The organism is Devosia geojensis (genome assembly GCF_000969415.1).
Classification (GTDB): Bacteria; Pseudomonadota; Alphaproteobacteria; order Rhizobiales; family Devosiaceae; genus Devosia; species Devosia geojensis.
The window spans coordinates 13,625-34,679 of sequence record NZ_JZEX01000104.1 but is presented as its reverse complement, the minus strand read 5'-3'; the positions used below and the strand labels follow the sequence as shown (position 1 = coordinate 34,679).

12 protein-coding genes are annotated in these 21,055 nt (G+C 67.0%); 1 reads left to right on the top strand and 11 read right to left on the bottom strand.

Annotated features, from left to right (window positions below; all coding sequences use genetic code 11):
• Positions 1-5 precede the first annotated feature (5 nt).
• From VE25_RS09930 to VE25_RS09890, 9 genes are all read right to left on the bottom strand, one after another.
• Positions 6-992: an ABC transporter permease gene (locus VE25_RS09930; protein WP_046108461.1), complete on the bottom strand. Its 987-nt coding sequence runs from the start codon at positions 990-992 to the stop codon at positions 6-8.
• 50 nt (positions 993-1,042) lie between these two features.
• Positions 1,043-2,950: an ABC transporter substrate-binding protein gene (locus tag VE25_RS09925; protein WP_244466900.1), complete on the bottom strand. Its 1,908-nt coding sequence runs from the start codon at positions 2,948-2,950 to the stop codon at positions 1,043-1,045.
• A gap of 567 nt (positions 2,951-3,517) precedes the next feature.
• Positions 3,518-4,591: a LacI family DNA-binding transcriptional regulator gene (locus VE25_RS09920; protein ID WP_046108460.1), complete on the bottom strand. Its 1,074-nt coding sequence runs from the start codon at positions 4,589-4,591 to the stop codon at positions 3,518-3,520.
• 1 nt (position 4,592) lies between these two features.
• Positions 4,593-7,655 (bottom strand): alpha-mannosidase, encoded by a 3,063-nt coding sequence (locus VE25_RS09915; protein WP_046108459.1) that lies wholly within the window; start codon positions 7,653-7,655, stop codon positions 4,593-4,595.
• A 122-nt stretch (positions 7,656-7,777) separates the two neighbouring features.
• The gene (locus tag VE25_RS09910; protein WP_046108458.1) at positions 7,778-8,923 is read right to left on the bottom strand and encodes an ABC transporter ATP-binding protein; all 1,146 of its coding nucleotides are present in this window, start codon (positions 8,921-8,923) and stop codon (positions 7,778-7,780) included.
• 10 nt (positions 8,924-8,933) lie between these two features.
• Positions 8,934-9,773 carry a carbohydrate ABC transporter permease gene (locus VE25_RS09905; protein WP_046108457.1) on the bottom strand — a complete coding sequence of 280 codons (840 nt, stop codon included), beginning with the start codon at positions 9,771-9,773 and terminating at the stop codon, positions 8,934-8,936.
• Positions 9,760-10,710 (bottom strand): carbohydrate ABC transporter permease, encoded by a 951-nt coding sequence (locus VE25_RS09900; RefSeq protein WP_046108456.1) that lies wholly within the window; start codon positions 10,708-10,710, stop codon positions 9,760-9,762. Before VE25_RS09900 ends, VE25_RS09905 begins: the two co-directional genes overlap by 14 nt.
• A gap of 164 nt (positions 10,711-10,874) precedes the next feature.
• Positions 10,875-12,323 carry an ABC transporter substrate-binding protein gene (locus tag VE25_RS09895; protein WP_046108455.1) on the bottom strand — a complete coding sequence of 483 codons (1,449 nt, stop codon included), beginning with the start codon at positions 12,321-12,323 and terminating at the stop codon, positions 10,875-10,877.
• Positions 12,324-12,412: 89 nt separating this feature from the next.
• On the bottom strand, positions 12,413-14,761 hold the full coding sequence (locus tag VE25_RS09890; protein ID WP_046108454.1) for an alpha-L-rhamnosidase: 2,349 nt from the start codon (positions 14,759-14,761) through the stop codon (positions 12,413-12,415).
• A gap of 316 nt (positions 14,762-15,077) precedes the next feature.
• Between VE25_RS09890 and VE25_RS09885 the strand changes: the two genes are divergently transcribed.
• Positions 15,078-16,124, top strand: a complete 1,047-nt coding sequence (locus tag VE25_RS09885) for a LacI family DNA-binding transcriptional regulator (protein WP_046108453.1) — start codon at positions 15,078-15,080, stop codon at positions 16,122-16,124.
• Between the two features lie 99 nt (positions 16,125-16,223).
• On the opposite strand, the gene VE25_RS09880 is transcribed toward VE25_RS09885, so the two are convergent.
• Together VE25_RS09880 and VE25_RS09875 are read right to left on the bottom strand one after the other, a co-directional pair.
• Positions 16,224-16,940 (bottom strand): FadR/GntR family transcriptional regulator, encoded by a 717-nt coding sequence (locus VE25_RS09880; RefSeq protein ID WP_046108452.1) that lies wholly within the window; start codon positions 16,938-16,940, stop codon positions 16,224-16,226.
• 94 nt (positions 16,941-17,034) lie between these two features.
• A complete protein-coding gene (locus VE25_RS09875) occupies positions 17,035-21,036 on the bottom strand; it encodes a glycosylhydrolase-like jelly roll fold domain-containing protein (protein WP_046108451.1) in 4,002 nt (1,333 codons plus the stop codon).
• Between the last annotated feature and the right edge of the window lie 19 nt (positions 21,037-21,055).

Sequence of the window (21,055 nt, the reverse complement as noted above, 5' to 3'; positions counted from 1 at the left end):
CTTTCTCACGCGTAGCGGATGCGCGGATCGAACCACGCCAGGAGGATGTCGGACACCAGCGTGCCGATGACGGTGAAGACGCTGAGGATGAGGATGAAGCTGCCGGCCAGGTACATGTCCTGCGTCTGCAAGGCCTTGAGCAGCAGCGGTCCCGTGGTCGGCAGATTGAGGACGACGGCGGTGATGACATCGCCGGAAAACAGCGCCGGCAACGACCAGCCGACCGTCGAGATGAACGGGTTGAGCGCGACGCGCACGGGGTAGTTCCAGACGACCTGCCGTTCGCTGAGCCCCTGCGCATAGGCGGTTTCGACATAGGGCTTGCCCAGTTCGTCGAGCATGTTGGCGCGCATGACGCGGATGAGCCCGGCCGCCCCGCCGGTCGCCAGCACCACCAGCGGGATCCACAGATGCGTTAGCAGATTGATAACCTTGTCGAGGCTCCACGGCGCGTTCTGGTACTGCGGGGAGAACAGCCCGCCGACGTCGATGTGGAGATAGGCAAAGCCGATCCACATGAGGACGAGCGCGAGGAGGAAATCGGGCGTACCCTTGCCCAGGAACCCGAAGATCGTGAACAGGTGATCGAAGAAGGAGTACTGGCGCGTGGCCGAATAGACGCCGACCGGAATGGCGATGAGCCAGGTGAAGACGAGGCTCAGCGACGAGATGGCGAGGGTGAGGCCGAGCCGGTCCCAGATCAGCGTCGAGACGGGCGCGTTCCACTCGAGCGAGAAGCCGAAATCGCCACGGAACACAATGTTGGTGATCCAGCGCCAGTACTGGACCAGCATCGGGTCGTTGAGCCCGAACTGCTCGCGCAGCATCGCTTCCTGCGCGGCCGAAAGATATTCGCCCGACTGGCGCAGCTGCGCGGCATAGGCGGTGACGAAATCGCCCGGCGGCAGCTGGATGATGACGAAGGAAATGAACGAGATGAAGATGAGGGTGGGGATCGAAAGGAGCGCCCGCCGGAAGATGAAAGCTGTCATGGTACCCTCCCCCGGTCAGAAGGGCGGCCAGTGACGGCCGCCCCTCAAGCCTACTGCGCGATCCACATCTGCTGGGGCTCGGCAAGGCCCACCCCGCGATGGACGTCGTCCATGACAAGGCCCGCACGCACATTGTGGAAGTTGTTGGAGACGATGAAGGGCGTGGGCTCCTCGCCGACGACGCCGATCACCCAGCCGGCCTCGACCACATTGCGGATGATCTGGTTGACCGCCTCGTCGGCCTCGGCAACGGAGGCCGCCTGCGAGGCTTCGTCCCAGAGGTCGAAGATCGCGCGGATGCCGTGGTCGGCGGGCGGCTCCATGCCGCTTTCCCCGTCGGTGTTGTACCAGACGAAGTATTGGTTGGCGAAACCGTCCCAGCCCATCATGCGGCGGGGGTCCGCCGGCACGACCGAGAGCCGGTCGAACGGCAGCCACTGCATCTGGAAGGTGTTGTTGGTGCGGTTGTTGTCCCACTGGGTGCGGTCGATGATGCGCACCAACATCTCGATGCCCATGTCGGCGAAGTTGTCGGCCAGGAGCTCGAGCGTGTCGGAGTGGACTGGGTCATTGGCCTCGACGACGATGGCGAGACGCTGCCCGTCCGGCCGCAGGCGATAGCCGGCGCTGTCGGTCTCGGTGAGCCCGACGCCGTCGAGCAGCTCGTTGGCCAGGTCCGGATCGTATTCCGTCCAGTGCTGCTCCAGCTCCTCGTCGAAATAGGGCGAGCCGGTGATGGGCGAGGCCTGGCGCGCCTCGGCGAGACCCGAATAGGCAAGCTCGTTGACGAGCTCGCGGTCGATGCCGATGCTCAGCGCCTGCCGGAACTCCCGCGTCTCGAAGAGGCCGCGCAGCACCTCGTCCTCGACGTTGAGGTTGGGAACCAGCGACCAGGTGGTGGCGCCGATCTGCTGGACGACGTGGTAGTTCCCGCGCGCCTCGTTCTCGCGGTAGAAGGTGAAGTTGTTGAGCCCGACATGGCGGTCCTGCATGTCGATCTGGCCCTGGGCGACCATCAGGTTGAGCGTTTCGGGATCCTGGAACAGGCGGTGCTCGATGCGGTCGATATAGGGCAGCTGGTTCCCCTCCTGATCGACGGCATAATAGTAGGGGTTGCGCACCATGGTGACGACCTCGGCCGGCGGCGGGGTCTCGATCTTCCAGGCGGTGATCACCGGCAGCTCGGGATTGGTCCACCAGGAGGTGGCGGCGCCCTGCGAGCCCCAGAGGTTCTTCCAGCTCTCGACGCTGAACCTGGCCGCAGCCGCCTTCAGCTCGTCCTCGCTGGCGTACTTGTTGTTGAACTGGCTGAGATAGTGCTTGGGGAAAATGAAGCTCGGCCGGTCGAGGCTCGGCTCGCCGGTCGAATCCTTGGCCAGGATCTGGAGGAAATAGACGTAGGGCTGCGCGAACTTGACCGTGAACGTGCGCTCGTCGGCGATCTCGACCGTCAGCGGCTCGCCGCCCGGCGCGAAGGTCGGGTCGATGGTGGCGACGATTTCCGGATTGAGGAAGATGTCCTCGTACCAGAAGCGCACATCCTCGGTGGTCACGGGCTCGCCGTCCGACCATTTGAGGCCCTCGAGCAGGGTGAAGGTGAACTCGGTCGAATCCGCGTTGACCTCGTAGGATTCGATGTAGCCCGGCACCAGCTGCGCCGCGCCGTCCTCGCCCGGCGACCACTTGAGCACGCGCTCTTCCATGAGCTTGGTCGGCCCCCAGCGGTCACCCGGACCGTTGTAGGCGCGATTCCAGGTGCCGCCATAGGACCCGACTTCCATGGCGTTGACCACGGTCGGATTGGCCGGCAGGCGCTCCTCGACCGGCGGCAGCGCGCCGGCGGCCACCTGCTCGGCGAGCATCGGCGCTTCCTGGAATGCGAGAGCTGCGGTGGCAAGGCAGGTCGATAGAGCAAGACCCGCCGCTAGGGCAGTCGAAATACGGGTGGTGAACTTCACTTGAGCCTCCCTGGTTCAACGAAAGACGCAGCCACAGTCCGGCCCCTCAGCCGAAGAAATGCCGACCACGTCGTCGGAGATTTTAATGAAAGTATTTTCATCAATCCTCCCACATCTCACGCGTCACGACCCTCGGAATGTGCGATTGACTCCCACTTTTCCAACCGAACGCGACGATCGTAGCGCGAACCATTGCGCCAAACATGGGCTATTTCAATCGGAAAATTCTTTCACAATTTCGTTTTTTCACCGTTTGGTTACATCGACAAAATGGAACAGATGTGCCATAATGATAGAGAATGGAATGAACTCAGCGGTTTGTGGGCGAGCTCGATAAGCACGCTGACGGGAGACGATGCCGCCACCGGGTCATTCCCACGCAAGCGGAAACCCTTGTTTCATGCAGCCTGGCCCGGACGAACGTTGATCCCTGCTCGCGCGGGATGAGATGATGAGCCGGTGGCTCTGCCATGCACCTTGCGGCTGGTGGGACATCTCGGGATGGGTCCCGGCCTGCGCCGGGACGATATCTGGGGGATTTGCCTTTCCACCTGACGGGATGGCGCCCTAACGCGCGGCCGGCCCCGGAGCGACGCTGTTGCGGATGACGAGGCGGCAGCCGAGTTCGAGCCGGTGCGAGGCGCGGTCGGGGATGCCGCTGGTCACACGTTGTTCTATGAGCTGGAGCGCCGCCGGCCCCATCTGCTCGAGGGGCACGTGGACCGTGGTGAGGGCGGGCGAGGTGAACTCGCCGGGCGCCACCCCGTCGAACCCCATCACGGAGATATCCTCGGGGATGCGGTAGCCGGCGACCTGCAGGCCGCGCATGACGCCGAGCGCCAGGTTGTCGGCGGCGCAGAAGACGGCGGTGACGTCTCCCAGTCCCGAATTGGCCTTCAGCCACTCGCCGATCGCCTTTTCGCCGAAGCGCGGCTCATAGCCTTCGGCATGGCAGAAGACCGCATCCTCAACCGGCAGGCCGTTCTCGGCGAAGGCGTCGGCAAAGCCGTCGGCGCGGCGGCGGATGGTGGCGCGGCCGCGCCAGGTCATGTGGAGGATCCTACGGTGACCCTGCCGGATCAGCCAGTCTGTGGCGAGGCGCGCGGCGAACCGGTTGCCCGGCGTCACGCTGTCGAGCCGCATGGAGCTGTCCTCGCCGTTGATGATCGCGGCGGGAATGCCGGCGGCGGCGATGCCGTCGATGGTCTCGCGCCGGTCGACGTTGAGGAGGATGATGCCCTGCGCCCCGCCCGACCGCGCCGCCTCGACGATCGCCTTGGCCGAAGCGGCGGACCCTTCGAGCGGGAACGGCAGGAGCCTGATGCCGCGCCGCTCGCATTCGCGCCCGAGCGCGCTTAGCACCGTCCACGAGACGAAGTTGATGTTGTTCTGCGGCAGGGTGTCGGGCGGGACGGCGAGAAGGATGGTATCGAGCGCGGTGATCGTCGCCTTGGCCTGCCGGTGCGCGAGGTATCCCAGCCGCCCCGCCACCTCCAGCACCCGCGCGCGGACCGCCGGCGAGATCGAGGCGGTGCCGTTGAGCACGTGCGAAACCGTCGAGATCGACACCTGCGCCTCGCGCGAGATGTCCTTGATGCCGACCTTCCTTCCCCGCTTCTCACCTGCCGGTGCCCTCGCCATCTCAATCTCTCCGCAGCTTGATCGTCTTGACCTCGAACGGCTCGAACGACAGGTGCGCGGCCGCCCCATCGACGGGGAGCGGCTGCGGCCCGCGCTCGAGAAGATCGACCTCCGCGACGCCGGTAAAGCCGGCCGGCAGACCGAGCCGGGCCATGGCGCGCGCGCCGCGCGCTTCCCAGAGGCGCAGGATCAGCCCCTCGCCGTCCTCGGCCTGCTTCAGGGTTTCCGCAACGATTCCATCGCCCGCGACAGAAAGAAACGGGGCCATATCCGCAGCGTCGCCCGCCGCGCCGTTCTCGATCGCCAGCAACGGCTGGTTGAAGTCCTCGGCCGCGGCGACCACCGCGCCGGTATCGCCGTCATGAACCATCAGCGCATAGCGGAACCGGTGCTCGCCCTGGTCGGCCTGCGGCCAGGGATAGGTCGGCGAGCGCAGGAGCGTCAGGCGCAACGTCGTGCCACGGGCGTCGTACCCGTATTTGGCGTCGTTGAGGAGCGCGATGCCGAAGCCGGGTTCGCCCATCTCGACCCAGCGCTGCATGGAGCACTCGTAGCGCGCTTCATCCCAGCTGGTATTGGCGTGCGTCGCGCGCTCGACATGGCCGAACTGGATCTCGGCCCGGACCTTGGCGGCATTGAGCGCCAGCGGGAAGGCGGCCTTCAGCAGCGTGTTGTGCTCGCGCCAGTCGATGAAGGTCTCGACCTCGACCTGCCGGGCGGCCGCTTCCAGCGAAACGACCTGCACGATGCGTGAGCCCTCATAGGTCCACTCGAAGCGGATGGCGGCGCGGTGCGGCCCGGTCTCGGTGACGCGGGCGGAGACGAGATCGTCGACCTCCCAGACCTGGTCCTCGAACGAGCGGTCGATGTCCCAGGCGTCGTAGCGCGCCGGCCGGTCGCGATAGGCCTGCAGGCGATTGCCGAGGGCGCCGTCCTTCAGCACCTGCCGGCCGGTCGCTCGGTCGAGGATGGACGTCATCCGGCCCTGCGCATCGAACGCGACTTCGATCCGGCCGTTGGAAAGACGCCGCTCGGAAACCGAGAGCTGATCCTCACCCGCTACATCGGCAAGCCGAGTACCGCCGAAAGCCGGCACATCGCAGACCCGCGCGACGCGCGCGGCGCGTCCATCCGCATGCTCGATCGGCTGGCCGCCATCCGCCACCTCGACGAGGCCGCCGCGGGCGCGACCGAGGACGTTGAACACCACCCTCCTGCCGGCGGGCGCCAGCGCCCGGCCGAGCGCCGCGCGCAGCGTCCCGGCGCGGGCGAAGAACTCGGCATAGTCCCGGTCGCTGTCGTCATAGACGGGGCCGATCGAGGAGCCCGGCAGGATGTCGTGGAACTGGTTGAGCAGCACGATCTTCCAGAGCGCGTCGATCTCCTCGCGCGGATAGGCAAGGCCGACGCGCGCGGAGGCGATGGAGGCCAGAACCTCGATCTCGCGCAGCGCCGCTTCCGCGCGGCGGTTGTTGGCCTTGTTCTTGGCGACGGACGTCAGTGTGCCGCGATGGTATTCGAGGTAGAGCTCACCGACCCAGGTGGGGAACCGGCCGGGCTCGGCCGCCATCCTGGCCAGCAGCCGCTCGAAGAACGGGCGCATGGGCTCGTGGCTGACCTTGGGGCAACCGGGAATGCCGCGCGCCATGCGCCGCACGTTCTCCAGCATCTCGCGCGTCGGCCCGCCGCCGCCGTCGCCGTGCCCGTAGACGAGGAACAGTTCGTCGTTGATCGGCTGCTGCCCGTAGCGCTTCCAGGCGCCCATGACGTGCGTCGGCTTCAAGTCCGGGCAATAGGTGGTGCCGATGCTCTCGGACCCATAGGGCTGGGTGGTGAGGAAATAGGCCGCGACCTTGGTCCCGTCGATTCCCTGCCAGTGGAAGGTCTCATAGGGCATGCGGTTGGTGTCGTTCCAGCTGAGCTTGTGGGTGACGAAGGTGTCGAGACCCGAGCGCTCCATCAATTGCGGCAGGGCCGCCGAATAGCCGAACGTATCCGGCAGCCAGAGGATGCGCGGACGCACCCCGAACGTCGCCTCGTGATAGGCGACGCCATAGAGGATATGACGCACCAGCGCCTCGCCGTTGGAGACGTTGACGTCGGGCTCGAGCCACAGCGCCCCCTCGATCTCGAACTGGCCTTCGGCGACCTTCTCTCCGATGCGCTCAAAGAGCTCGGGGTAGTCCTCGGCGAGATAATCGAGCAGCACGCACTGGTTGTACATGAAGCGGTAGTCGGGATAGGCCTCCATCAGCGACAGCGCCGTCGCCATGGAACGCGCCATCTTCTGGCGCGTCTCGCGCACCCGCCAGAGCCAGGCGACGTCGATATGGGTGTGGCCGGTGGCGACGATCCTGGGCATCGCCTCGGTGTCGGCGAGGGCGTAGATGGCGTCGGCATGGCTTTCGGCGGCGAGAAGGCTCTTACGGAAGCGCTCGGCATTGCCCGGCCGAAGGTCGAGGACGGCGAGCGCCGCCTCCACGTGCTTGAGGATCGCATGGCGTCGGTTGTCGTCGGCGGGCAGCAGGCGGGCGACGTCGGCCGGGACCTTCAGGTCATAGTAGAGTTTCTCGGCCAGCGGGTCGTGGACGACCAGTTCGCAGGCGAAGCCGAGCTGACGGCGATCCTCGATGGTGCCGGCCTCGATGACGATCTCGTGGCGAGCCCCTGCCCTCGCGGCGCTGCCGAGCGGCACGGTGCGGTGGTTGGCGTCGGCGCCCTGGACGATCCTGCCGTCGATGCGCACCAGGCATTGCGGGTCGGAGCGGCCCATGACGTTGCCGAACTGCGCGTCGATCCGCAGGTGCACGCTGAGACCCCCGAGCTCGGGCGGTATGGTCACCTCGCCGGCGAACCAGTAGTATCCGTCCGGCTCGCCCCAGACGAGGTCGCGGTCGACCGCACGCCAGCCGGCGCGGTCCTCGGCCAGCACCGCCTGCCGGTCCTCGTAGCGGGCCGGCCGATAGCGCAGCGGCACGAAGACGCCGGCCGGCGTGAAGATGCGGTCCTTGAGGGCGGTAAGGAGCGTGTCGATGGTATCGAGGCGCTTGGCGACGAGGTTCATGCTGCAGGCGTCTTTGCGATGAAATTTCTTGCATCGCTACACCTGCAAATCCGCTTTGCAAAGCGGAAACTTCGACACTTTCTGCCTTATACTCGTGAAAACTATTTCATCCCGTCATCGCCTCAGGCGCGGCGCGCCTGGGAGTCGAGGTTCTCGTTCTTGAAGCCGTGCCGCTGGAGCGCCCGCCCGGAGGTGTCGAAGAGATAGACGTTGGCTGGGTCGACGGCGAACTGCGTGCGCTCGCCCGGACGCAGGAAGAGGTGCTTGTCGAGCCGGGCGATGATCTCCGTCTCGGTCCCCTCCAGCGTTCCGTACCAGAAGGACGAATGGCCCATGTTCTCCACCTGCCGGGCCGTGCCGGCCAGGCGTAGCGCCTGACTGTCGCCGGCGGCGGTCGTCAGGTCCTCGGCGCGGATGCCGATCTCGATGGCCTCGCCCGCCGAGAGGCCGGAGCCGTCGGCGGGAATGACGACCGCCTCGGGGCTGATCCCCTGCGCATGGAGCTTCACCTGCGCGCTGTCGGCGACGATGACGGTCGCCGGAATGAAGCGCATGCGCGGCGAGCCGACGAAGCCGGCAACGAACTTGTTGGCCGGATGATAGTAGACCTCGAGCGGCGAGCCGGCCTGCTGCAGCACGCCGCGGTCGAGCACCACGATCCGGCTGCCCAGCGTCATCGCCTCGACCTGGTCGTGGGTGACGTAGACCATGGTCGCCTTCAGGCTCTGGTGGAGGTTGGCGAGCTCGAGGCGCATGTCGACGCGCAGCTCCGCATCGAGATTGGAAAGCGGCTCGTCGAAGAGGAAGACCTGCGGCTCGCGCACCAGGGCGCGCCCGATCGCGACGCGCTGGCGCTGCCCGCCGGAAAGCTCGCGCGGCAAGCGTCCGAGATAGTCGGAGAGGCGCAGCTTCGCCGCCGCCTCCTGCACCTTGCTCTCGATCCTCGTCTTCGGCTCGCCGCGCATGCGCATGCCGAAGGCGATGTTCTTGTAGACGTTGAGATGCGGAAAGAGCGCGTAGGTCTGGAACACCATACCGATCTCGCGCTCGGCCGCCGGCACGTCGTCGACGACGCGCTCGCCGATGCGGATGGAGCCGGCGGTGATGCCTTCGAGCCCGGCGATGGAACGCAGGAGCGTGGTCTTGCCGCAACCCGAAGGCCCGAGGATGACGGCGAAGTCCCCGTCCTCGATGGTCAGGTCAATGCCCTTCAGGACCTCGATGGGTCCGAAGCTCTTGCGCACGTTCGTGAGAACGACTTCGGCCATGATCTCTCCCTCAGATGCCTTCGATGCCGCGCAGGAACTGCCGGGTGAAGAGGCTGAACACGATGATGAGCGGCGCCGAGATGGTGACGTACGCGGCAAAGATCGCCCCGTAGTCGACATTCTCGTTGCCGCGGAACAGCAGGGCCGTCGGCCCGACCGGCAGGTTGTTCTGGTCCGACATCGTCACGATCGGCCAGATCAGGTCGTTCCAGGTGAAGAGCAGGTCGAGGATGGCGACCGACCCGAGGCCCGGCAGCGCCAGCGGAATGGCGACGAACAGCAGGACCTTCCACTCGCTCGCCCCTTCGACGCGCGCCGCATGGAAGAGCTCGCGCGGCAGCCGCTCGAAGAAGAGGCGCATGAGATAGATGCCGAAGACCATCTCGAACCCGGTCCAGGGCAGGACCAGCGCCGCCCAGGTGTTCATGAAGCCGAACTGGCGCATCTGCACGAAGAGCGGCACGATGGTCAGGATACCCGGCACCATCAAGAGCATCAGGATGGCGAGGAAGAGGATATCCTTGCCGCGGAAATTGAACCGCCCGAATGCGTAGCCGCCCAGAAGCGAGAAGAAGAGCGTGAGCGCCAGCGCGAGCCCCGAATAGACCAGCGAGTTGAGGATGGCGCGCGAGACGCGCGGCCACACCTCCACATAGTTCATCCAGTCGAAGGGAAAGGTGAACCACCAATAGCTCTCGAAGAACTGCTGGCGGGTCTTGAGCGAGGTCGCCAGCATGAAGACGAACGGGTACCAGGTGACGAGGGCGAAGAACGAAAGCCCCGCCGTCGGCACCACCAGCCCCCAGGGGAACCGCCCCCGCCGCGCCGCGCCTGCCTCACTGACCGACATCGTAGGCTCCTTTGTAGCGGGCGCGGACGGTGTAGTAGGAGAAGACGAGGCCGACGAAGACCATGACGACGCCGGCCGCCGCCGCCAGCCCGAAATCGCCGTACTGGAAGGCGGCGCGGTAGACGTACCAGCCCGGGGTCTCGGTCGCGGTACCCGGCCCGCCCTTGGTCAGGATCAGCTGCGGCTCGACCGCCTGGATGCCCGAGAGCACCAGCAGCACCGCGATGAAGATCAGCGAACCGCGCAGCATCGGGATGTCGACGGCAAACACCCGCCGGATGCGCCCGCATCCTTCGATCTCGCAGGCATCCATCACGTCGCGCGGGATGCCCTCGAGCGCCGAGACGAAAACGAGGAACGCCAGCCCCGAGATGAACGGGAACTGGACGAAGGCAATGGAATAAAGCGCGGTCGCAGAGCTCCCGAGCCAAGGCCGCGCCATCTCGGCGAGCCCGATGGCCTGCAGGAGGGAATTGAGCATGCCGTTCTGCGGCGCGAAGATGAAGCCCCAGAGCAGGTACGTGACCGAGATCGGCACCACCATCGGCACGACGAAGACGATCTTCCAGAAGGTGCGGACCGCCGCGCTCCTGAAGCTGATGACGAACTCGGCGGCCAGGAACGCGAAGGCGATGAGCAGCACGACCCGCAGGGACGTGTAGATCGCCATGTTCCTCAGCCCGTCGAGGAACACGTAGTCGGCAAACAGGTCCTCGAAATTGCGCAGCCCCAGGAACCGGCGGATGCGGATGCCGTCCCAGTCGGTCAGCGAATAGAAGAACGCCGAGAAGGTGGGGATGTAGCGGAAGATGACGAGGTGGACGAGGACCGGAGCCAGCAGGATCCACGGCAGGTACTTGTTGACGTAATACCCCGCCGACCGGCGCTCGCGGGTCCTCCTCCGGCTGGTTTCGACGCTGCCGCTCATCGAGCTCATGCGCTCTCCTTTCCACCCTCTCTCAACATGTACCGGTGCGGCCCCCTCCCCTCGAGGAGTTGGGGTGGGGGAAGCATCGGTGGCTCACTCAGCCACCCCCACCCTCGATCCCTCCCCTCAAGGGGGAGGGAGGCGATGGAGCCGCCAGCTCCGCGGCTGAACCGCTACTCGGCGCACCAGGTCCATTCGGCTTCGTTCTCGAAGCACATGTCCTCGACGGCCCGGTCGAGGGCGCGCTGGTACTGGTTCTTGAGCTGGGCGGCGTCGATCTCGCCCAGCATGAAGCTCTGCATCAGCCGGTTGTGCTCGGTGCCGAACTGCTGGTTGAGGCGCCCGATGGGGTCGGTGAGGCCGCGCTCGGGCAGCTGGGCGATCTCCTGGAAGGCGGTGGCGACCGCCGGCGGCTCGACGCCCTCGATGACCGGAATATAGCCGCTGTCGGCCGCGGCGACGCGGGCGTAGTTCTGCGGGGCGGTGAAGAACCGCAGGAAGTCGATGGCGATTTCGGCCGTGCCGCGCTCGGCGGTGCGCGCCGTCAGCCCGAACTGGCCCGAACTGGAGGGGCCGCCCACACGATAGGACGTGTCGTGGATGGCGTAGGGGCTGTCCTGCTTGCTGAAGGGCGGCATGTAGCCCGAGCCCACCGAGAACGGCACGTCCTCAAGGCTCGGCGCCGACCAGGAGCCGAGCCAGACCATCGCCACCTGCTGGTTGTAGAACATGTTGAAGAGCGTGTCGTATTCGGGAATGCCGGCGAACCCTTCGACGAGGCAGTTGTCGGCCATGTCCTTGGTCAGCTGCAGGTAGGTGTCGAAGCGCGGATCCTCGACCGAGAACTTGCCCTCCTTGACCGCCTTGGCGAATTCCTCCGGGTTGAGCTGGCGCCAGGGCAGGAATTCGTTGTCGTACTTTTCCAGGTACCAGCTCTGCATCACGTCGGCGAAGGCGCCGGTGACGATGATGTCGTCGAGCCACTGATAGGTGCTCCATTCGGGCGTCATGAAGACGCCGATCGGCTGGATGCCCTGCTCGCGCAGCTGCCTGCAGGTGTCGATCATGTCGCCCCAGTCCTGCCAGCTGGAGATGTCGACGCCGTTGGCCGAGAGCATGTCCTCGTTGACGTAGAAGCCCGTCTCCACCCAGTTGGTGTTGACCTGGTACCAGCTGCCGTCGCCGGCGCGGATCTGGGCGAGGACATTCTCGAAGAAGCTGTCGATCCAGCGCTCACTGCCGGGCTCGCCCGCCACCGCATACGGGTTGGGCGCCTCGAGGTAGTCGTTGAGCGCCAGCCAGTTGTCGCCCCGCTCGGAATTGCGCTGGTAGAACTGCTGCCAGGCGATGTCCGGCTCGTCCCCGGCGGTGAAGCGCGTCGTCAGCCACGCCTGGTAGGCGTTGACGTCGGCGATGTGCGCGATGAGCTGGATATCGACGTCGGGATGCTCGGCCTCGTACTCGACCACCAGCTCCTCGGTCACCGCCGAGAGCTCCGGATTGGTCTCGGGCGCATAGTACTGGTTGACATAGGCGCTGATCGTCGTCTGCGCGCTCGCCGGCATTGCCGCGAGCAGCACGGCACCGGCCGTGGCAGCCGTCAGTCTTGCGGATAGGCTCATTGCGTTCTCCTCCTCAAAACGCTGGGATTTCGGTGTCCGGCCTCCCGACCGGCGCAGCCCTCCATTGCTGCGTCGGTCGGGGCAATGTTCTAAGAGCCGATGCGGAAACTGATCTCGTGCGGTCCCGGCCCAAGGCGGCTCGTGGTCTTGCCGGTCGCGGCGGCTGCCAAGGGCGTCCCGTCGACGACGACCTCGCGATAATCCGGCGCCAGCACCAGCAGCCCTTCGGCGCCGTCCGGCACGCTGACGCGATAGTCGACCTTGTCCCCTTCGAGGGTCCAGCCGGCCTCGATCCGTCCGGCGGGGCTGTCGTGATGGGCCAGGACCGGCGAAAGCGGCGCGATGATGGTCGGCTCGAAGACGATGCGCTTGAAGCCCGGCTGCTCGGGATCGGGCCGGAAGCCGGCGACCGCTTCGAACAGCCACTGGCAGACGGCGCCATAGGCATAGTGGTTGTAGGAGTTCATCCCCTCCGGGTGCGTCGACCCGTCGGGCATGATCGCGTCCCAGCGCTCCCAGATGGTGGTGGCGCCTTTCTTGACCTGGTAGAGCCAGCCGGGCACCTCCTCCTGCAGGAACACCCGGCCGGCAAGCTCGCGTTCGCCGATCTTGACGAGGGCGGGCAGCAGCGCCGGCGTGCCGATGAAGCCGGTACCGATGCGTCCGTCCGACCGGGCGATCGCCGCCTTGAAGTAGCCCTTGGCCGCCTCGGCGTGCTCGGGCGGAATGAGGTCGTGGACGATGGCGAGCGCGTAGGACGTCTGGTCGTCATAGGCGAGCCGGCCCGAGGCCGTGACGAATTCGCGCGCGAACGCGGCCTTGACCGCCTCGGCACGCTCGCGCATGCGCTCGGCCGTCGCCGTCTCGCCGACGATCGCTGCGGCTTTCGCGGTCAGGACCGAGGAGATGTAGAGATAGATCGTCGCCGCCGCGTCGTCGCCGATGGTGGGCAGGGGCTTGACCGTCGGACCGCTCGGCTGCAGCCAGTCGCCGAAGGTGAAGCCGCGCGCGCCCCAGGGCCGGGGCGGCTTGACGACCGGCCCGTCCGAGATGCTCCAGACGAAATCGACCCACTTGACCATCGCCGGCAGCGTCTCGGCCAGCACCGAAGCGTCGCCATAGTGCTCGTAGAGCACGTGCGGAATGACGCAGATGACGTCGCCCCAGCCGGTCGAGCCGTAAAAGCCCGGCAGAATATCGGGGTGGAGGCGCGTCGGATCGGGCGTCACGTGGGCGATGGCGCCGTCCTCGCGCTGGTCGACCATCACGTCGCGCAGCCATTTGCGCAGGAACGTGCCGCTGTCGTTGAGGTAGCAGGCGGTGGGCGCGAAGACCTGCGCGTCGCCGGTCCAGCCGAGCCGCTCGTCGCGCTGCGGGCAATCGGTCGGCACCTCGATGAAGTTGGCGCGCAGCGACCAGAGCGTGTTCTCGACCAGCCGGTTGACCAGCGGGTGGCCGCTGGTGAAGGCCGCGGTCGGCCGCGCCGCCGACGAGACCGGAACCGAAACGATCGAGGTGATCCGCGCCTGCCCCTCGATGGCGACCTTGGCATAGCGGAAGCCCTGGAAGGTGAAGTACGGCCGGTAGCTTTCCGGCCCGCCGCCCTTCAGCACATATTCGATCCGCGCCTCGGCGGCGCGCAGGCTCGCGCGGTCGAACCGGCCGTTCTTGTCGAGGATCTCGGCATGGTCGACGACTACGCGCGCGCCGGGGGCGCCCTCGACGGTGAAGGCGACGTAGCCGGCGCTGTTCTGCCCGAAATCATAAACGGTCGCGCCGTCTTCCTCGAAGGAGGCGACAACCGGCAGGGCCTCGAGTTCGCGGACCGCGCTCGTTTCGTGAGCGACGAGCGTGCTCTTATCGAACGGCAGCACTTCGCTGCCGGCGTCCGCCGGCAGGCCTTCCTGGCGGGCATCGTAGATCTCGCCGAAATAGATGCCGGACTTGAGGACGGGCAGAAGCCCGCTCTTCCACGAGGCGTCGGTCGCAACGATCGGCTGCGGGCCGGCGCCGCGGATCTCGGCGATGGCTGCGATCCGGTCGCCCCAGCAATTGGGAATGCTGCTCGACGGCCACATCATGCGCGAGCGGTACCAGCCGTCGCCCAGCCAGATGTCGATGACGTTGCGACCGGGGCGCAGCAGGTGCGCGACGTCGTAGGTCTGGTAGGAGAGGCGGACGTCGTAGCAGGTCCATCCGGGGGTCAGCACATCGTCCCCGACCCGCTCCCCGTTTACGAAGGCGCGGTAGAGTCCCTGGGCGCTGATCAGCAGCCGCTCGTTGCCGGCAATTTCGGCAAGATCGAACTCCTTGCGCAGGAACGAGGCCTGGGTCCCCTCCCCGGCGTCGGCGGACGGGCGGACCATCTCGGCGGTCCAGGCGACTGGATTGCGGCTGTGCGCGGCGACCGGCGCCGACGCGACGTGAGCGTCAGACATGCACTTCCTCCACTTGGCATTCTCTGCGCGGACTGCTGTCCAGTCTCTCCCTTCATCCTGTCTGACAAGCAGCGAACTTGCAAGGGGTTTATGAGGGCCGGACGCGGATCCGAGGCAGAGAGGGGTTCGTAAACCGTTCTACATCAATCACGGTCGCGGCTGAAAAACAATCATGCTTGCGCAGCAACGGGTACAATCCATCAGACGATGATCGGACTCGGCGGGAATTGCGGGCGCAGCGAAGATTTGGCCACGCAAAGGGCTTGCCGCCATTGCGGCGGGCGTGGATGCTCGCCGGGCAGCAGCCGGAACCGCCATGACCATTTCTCAAAAGAACGCGCGCATCACCATCCGCACGGTCGCCGCCGACGCCGGGGTTTCGGTCGCCGCCGTCTCCAAGGTGCTGCGCAACGCCTATGGGGTGAGCGAGGACCTGCGCTCGCGCGTCGAGGCCTCCATCGCCAGGCTCGGCTACCGCCCGCGCGCGGCCGCCCGCGCCATGCGCGGCCAGGCAGACACCATCGGCGTGCTGCTGCCCGACATCCGCAATCCGTTCTTCTCCGACATCATGGACGGCGTGCACGCGGCCCTGGAGCGCACGCGGTACCAGAGCCTCGTCGGCATCAGCCAGTCGGCATGGAGCATTGAGCTAGCGCTGGTCGACGCCATGACCGACCGGCCCATGGACGGCCTGATCCTGGTGGCGCCGCGCATGAGCGCGGCCGATGTGACCGTCACGGCGCTGCGCACCCCGACCGTGCTCATCGGCCACCATGAGCCGGACGCGACGCTCTTCGATACCGTCAACGACGACGACGAGCTCGGCGCGCGGCTGGTGGTCGGCCACCTCGTCGCCGCCGGCTACACCGATATCGCCTTCCTCAGCCTGGCGATGGAGGACCCGATGAACCTGGTGGTCACCAGCCGGCGCGAGATCGGCTATCGCGCCGCCATGGTCGAGCACGGGCTCTCCGCCCATATCGACATCGTCAGGGCCAGCGGCAGCCCCCGCGCCAGCCAGGCGGCGGCGCGCCGCCTGCTGCAGGGCCGCCAGCGCCCGCAGGCCATCTTCTGCTGGACCGATTTCATCGCCCTCGAGGTGCTGAGCGTCGCGCGCGAGCTCGGCCTCTGCGTCCCGCGGGACCTCGCCGTCGTCGGCTACGACAACACCAGCTATTGCGACCTGCTGCAGAACGACCTGACGAGCGTCGACCAGTCCGGCCAGGTCCTGGGCCTGCAGGCCGCCCGGCTGCTGATCGAGCGCATCAAGGGACGCACGACCGCCGAGCACTTCCTCGCCACGCCGCGGCTCGTGGCGCGGGGCAGCTCGCGGCCGAGAAGCCCCGAACGGGAAACGCTCTAGAGGTCGTTCAGCGTTTCTTTGAACGCTGAACGACCTCTAACTCTTTGTTTGTCACGTTTCCGAACCGGAAAAGTGGTGTCCACTTTTCCTGGAAACGCTCTAGGATTCACCCATCACGGCCATTGTCGTCCGGCGGATGTTCTCGACGTGGACGCCCATGGCCGCGCTCGCCGCCTGCGGATCATGGCCGGCGATGGCCTCGGCGATGGCGGCATGGTCGGCGGCCGAGACCTTGAGGACGCCGGGCTGCGCCGAGGCCTTGCGCCGCTGCTCGATGGCGAGGCTATAGAGGGCGTTCGACACTTTCTCGAGAAAGTCGTTGTTGGCGGCCGCCGCGATCAGCTCATGGAACTGCGCGTCCATGACGCGGAAGCCGACGGGATCGTCAACCAACCGGTGGCCGGCCTCAGCCAGCTCGCGCGGCGTGCCGATCTGCTCGTCGCTGGCATAGCGCGCCGCTTCGGCCGCGATGCCGGTATCGATCACCTGCCGCGCGCGAAAGAGGCTCTCGATGGTGTAGTCCTTGAGCGAGAGCGCAAAGGAGAGCGGCGCCATCAGGCGCTGCGGGGTGAGGTCGGTAACGTAGCAGCCGCCGCCCTGGCGGCTGGCGACGATGCCCATCATGGCGAGCCCCCGCAGCGCCTCGCGCACCACGGGGCGCGACACCTGCAGGGCCTTGGAAAGCTCGTTCTCGCTCGGCAGCTTGTCGCCCGGTGCGATGTTGCCCGAGGAGATGAGGCCAATGAGCCGCTCGGCCACGCGCTCGGAGGCGGAAGGCTTCTGGTCGATGGGCGTCAGTTTTTCGAGCGTGGTCATTTTGCTCCCCCGCCTGCCGGCTTCTTGTCATACAGGTTAGCAAGATGCCGCGCGCGCTTCACCCGCCTTTGCCGCGATCCCACAGGTTTGGCGGTCATTTGAACCTCACCGGGCCGAAAAGCCCGGATATGTCCTGCCCGGCAAAGAGGGTTCGCGTGGGCGAGGCGCCCTTGAGATAGGGGGCGAGCGTGTTGAAGACGCGGATGACGATGCGATTATCGCCTGAGTGAAGCCTGCCCGCGATATCGAAGCGGTAGGGCGACCAGACGCGCACCCCCGCCGCCTCTCCGTTGACTTCGACCTCCGCCGTGCCGCGCACCTGCCCGAGATCGAGCACCGACCAGGCGGCGGGATCCTCGATCCTCACCACCTGCTCGTAGGCGAGGCCTCCCGAATAGAATTCGAGCCCGTTCTCGCGCCAGTCGCCGAGGGGAATGGTGCCTTGCCCGACGTCGAACTCGACCGCCCCATCCCAGACGGCGCCGCCCGTGCGCCCGTCGCTGACGGAAACGCGAACGAGGAGCGCGGCGCCCGGCGGCACGGCCGATGGAAGCTCGACCAGCCCCTTCGTGACGGCGAGCTCGGCGCCGTCGAGGAAGGCGCGAAGCTCAGCGTCTTCCGCGGGCAACGTGACCTTGCGCGCACCCGGCGGCAGCGGCAGACGGAACCATTGCGCGGACTTGGGCAGATCGGGATAGGGCTCCGGCACGATATCAAGCACGCCCCGAAGCGGCGCTTCCGGATCGATCCAGCCGGTGCGCGGCAGCGGATGCGGGCGCGGGCGCAGCCAGTAGAAGCGCGCGTCCTGGCGGGCGTTGATCCGCATGGCGAGTTCTACCGGCCGGCCTTCGCGCTCGGCCGACCAGCTCCTGTCGGTAACGAGGTAGCGCTCGCCCCCATCGGCAGCGCGGATGACGCCGTCGAGAAAGAAGGCGAGTTCCCGGCCATCGTCGGTGAAGCGCACCTCTATGCGGTTGTCGCCGGGCTTGAGATGGGAGGTCAGGTCGTAACGCATGACGCGCGCGCCGCGCCATTCCGCGTAAGGATCGAACGCCCCCTGCATCGCGACCTCATGCCCGTTGACCACCAGATGCGCGACGCCGATCGAGCCGAAATGCACGGCAAGGGTTTCGCCCGCTACGATGGAAACACTCTTGCCGATCGAGAGCGTCGTGCCGGCCTTCCAGCCGTCGGTCGGGGCCAGCCATTCGGGGCGGGCGAAAGCCTCGGCGTCCGTGGTCAGCGTCCAATAGGCCTCGATGTCCCCCTCCTCGACGGCGGTAACGCGCAGTTCGAGACGATTGAGCCCCGCCCTCGCCTCGACCGGGCGCATGTAGAGGTAGCCGCCTTCGTCCGAAGGCAGCGGCTTGCCGTTCCACCACACCTGCTTGCGGCCATTGCCGCCGACGGCGAGGGTGAGCGCCCCCGCCGTCTCGACCGGCAGGCACGTGCGCACCTGCACGGTCTCGCCGGCCGCCACCTTGGGCAGCCGGATCAGCGGCTCCAGCACGCGCCCCTTGGGGCCGAGGGTCTTGTCGTGCTGCGGATCGTGGGCGATGCCGCGCGAGAGCGAATAGCTGACCGGTTGCCAGCCGGCACCCGAGAGCGGCCCCTCGTGTCCGGCGGCGAGCGGCACGGGCAGGTCGTCCGCCTTTGCCGGCCCGTAGGACCAGGCCCGCACGCCATCGGTCAGCGCGACACGCTGCCAGTCGGACCAGTCGGAAGGCGTCTCGGCCGTGTCGGCGCGCCAGTCCGCCTGCCAGAGCTGCACCGGCAACGGGCCGGGACTGGCCGGCAGAGTGAAGTCGCCATGGCGGTTGTCGATGGTCGGCACGAGGCGCGCGGTCCAGGTATCGCCGAGGACCAGCTCCCGGCCGCTCTCTTTCGATGGCTCCGGCACCGCCGCCTGCCCGGCCGGCGACCAGACCAGCACCGTCATCGGAGACTGGCTGAAATCGACATCGGCCTCGACGAACCCCTCGTGCCGGCACACCGACACCGGCCGAACCGCGCCCGTCGCCGGGTCCCACTGCTCGATGGCGCCGACCGGACCGGCGATGCGCACCGTCGCGCGTTCTCGCTGGGCGGCGAGGTCGAAGCCGATGCCTTTTTCGCGCAGCTCCTCGCTGTAGCGCGAGAAGGAGAAATTGCCGTGCTCATAGTCCCACTCGGCCCAGGGGAGCCGCTCCTCGGCGCTGGCCGAGCCGGAGGCGGCAGCGGTCAGGAAGAGCATGCTGACCTCCCCGTCGCGGCGTAGCAGCGTCGGCGAAGTCGTCTCGATCTCGACCGGCACCTCGCCGAGCACGGCTTCGAGACCCTCTTGGCCTTTGACGAGCTTGGCCTTGCCGCTCTCAACGAGCGCGGCGAGCCTCGCGATCGCCGCCTCCCCCCTTTCGCTGTCCGCCGCGTCCGGCAGCCGGTCGACGAAGACAAGCAGTCCGCCAGCCTCGGCAAAGGCAGCGAGCTTTTCGGCCGTCGCCGTTTCCAGCATCCACATGGCGGGAACGAGCAGCACCTTGTAGCGCTCGCCGCGCGTACGGATGGCGCCCTCTTCGATGCTGGCGCCGGCGACCGTGTCGTCGTCGAGCACGTCGAAATCGCGCCGCAGGCGCTTCAACGCGCCGGCGCGGGCATTGAACCACGTCATCTGCCCGACGAGCGCCTGGTAGGCGTCGTGCGCCACCCGCGCCGCCGACCCGCAGCGGTCGAGGAAGAGGTCGGCCTGCACGGTGGCGCTCGGAAAGAGAAGGCCGATGTCGCACTGGTGCTCGCCCCGGGTCGCCAGCCAGCAGAGCCGCGAGACCGCATCGGCGAAGTGCCTGTAGTGCCGCCAATAGGGCTGGCGCCAGCAGGTCGAGGGCGCGGCCCACTCCCATTGCCCGCCCTTGGTCGAATAGTAGACCGCGTGCGGATCGTAGAGATTGGCGCCGGCGAGCAGCCAGGGCTGCAGCCAGTCGAAGGTTTCTTCCAGCGTCCCGCCCCAGCCGGACGAGTGGAACGCCTCGATCCAGGTGCGCGGGCGCCCATAGCTGTGGGCGAGCGAGGAGTGGAACTTGGCCTCGCCCCAATGGTCGCTGCCCGGAGCCGAATACCAGCGGTGGGTGCGCGCATAGTCGGCATACTGGTCGACGGTCGAGATCGGCTGGGCGGCGCGCGACGGGCTCTGCTGGTCGAAGCCGATGATCAGGCCATGGCGCTCGTGCCAGTCGAAGACCGGCTTGAAGATCGCCTCCTCGGCAAGCTCGGCGCGCACGCGCTGATAGTCGATGCGGATGCGGGCGCTTTCGAGCCCCCAGTCCTCCCAGAGCGCCGCGATCCTGGGCTTGAGCGCATAGCCGCAGCGCCTCTCGAACTCGGCGGCGAACCGCTCGCTCCAGGTCGGCACCGAGGGCAGCTCGTCCTGGAAGGAGCCGACGATGGCGCTGCCGAAATACTTGCCCAACCGCGCTTCGAACGCGTGATGGACGACATCCATCAGCGCCCGGCAGGCCTCGGGCGAGTGATAGTCGAACCCCTTGCGGATGGCATAGGCGAGGATGAGCCGCGCTTGGCCCTCGCCCCGCCAGTTGATGCGGCCGCCTTCGAGGGCAAGGTCCTGCGGCGGACCGGCGACGCATCCGTCCGCCGACAGCGGCAATGCCTGGCCCGAGACGAACACCCCTGCTTCCGGCAGCGCGATCCCGCCGCTCGCCTCGACGTCGAGGACGACGCGGTTGAGGTCCATGCCGACATAGGAGGGGTTGGCGACGGCCAGCCGCCCCTGCAGGTTGGCGCCGGAAAAGCCGATCTGGTCGTAGAACCAGAAGCGCATGCCGACGTTCTGCGCGTGCTGGCAGAGCGCGTCCCAGAGCTCCCACCACTCTTCGGTGAGGAAATGTGGCTCGTCGCTCAGCGCCCCGTGCATCGGGCCGGTCGGCGCGAGGTTGAGCACCACGGCGTTGTGGACGCCCTGCGCCACCAGCTGGTCCACCTGCCAGATCATGCGCTCGAGCTCGAGCCTGTCGCCGCTCCACCACCAGATCGGCACCGGGGAATATTCGGGATCGGGCGTCATGAAGCCCCGGTGAAGCGTGGCGCTGACCTGGCTTTCGGGCATTCTCGTCACCGTGCTGGAG